We start from the raw sequence: 741 nt of genomic DNA, 5'->3' as shown, positions 1-741 counted from the left end.
CGTACAAAAATTCATCACTTTTAACATCGTTTTTTGCCATAAAAACCATCGAATTTTTGCATTTTATCGAATAACACCTTTCCTATACCGTAATTTTCGAGCGCACCAACGGCTGTTTTATCAGCGGTTTCATAAGAAGTGCGCCGCTCTAGTGAGAGTCGAAAATCACGTCAAAAGGAAGTTATTATGAAAACTCTTATCGCAGTGAGTGTTTTATCTATATTGTCTTTCTGTGCCCATGCTGAACGTCAATCCAACGAACCCATCAAGGTCATCGAACCCATTTCTGGGCTCGACAGTAAAAAGATTGAATTGGGTAAAACGCTGTGGTTTGAACCGAGACTGTCGGCGTCGAACACCATTTCTTGCAACTCTTGCCATAACATCGCTAAAGGTGGCGTTGATAACTTACCAAGCTCAATTGGTCACAAATGGTCAATTGGCCCAATCAACTCACCTACGGTGTTTAATTCAGATTTGAATTTCGTTCAATTTTGGAATGGGCGAGCGAAAGATCTGCAAGAGCAAGCCGCAGGCCCTATCGAAAACCCATTGGAAATGGCATTTACCCACCAACTCGCGGTCGACACTCTTCAATCTATCCCTCAATACCGCAAGTGGTTTCAACAAGCTTATGGCAGCGACAATATCACCATTGATAACGTGACCGATGCTATCGCAACATTTGAACAAACGCTGCGTACGCCAAACTCTCCATTCGATTTATGGTTGAAAGGTAAC

At 42.8% G+C, this 741-nt stretch carries 1 protein-coding gene; it reads left to right on the top strand.

Annotated features, from left to right (window positions below; all coding sequences use genetic code 11):
- Window positions 1–186: 186 nt before the first annotated feature.
- On the top strand, window positions 187–741 hold a 555-nt coding region (locus tag R8O11_RS27280; RefSeq protein WP_318194886.1), incomplete at its 3' end, for a cytochrome-c peroxidase.

This window comes from Vibrio sp. 1288 (assembly GCF_033344475.1).
The sequence above is the reverse complement of the archived record's forward strand: the minus strand, read 5'-3'. Positions and strand labels throughout refer to the sequence as shown.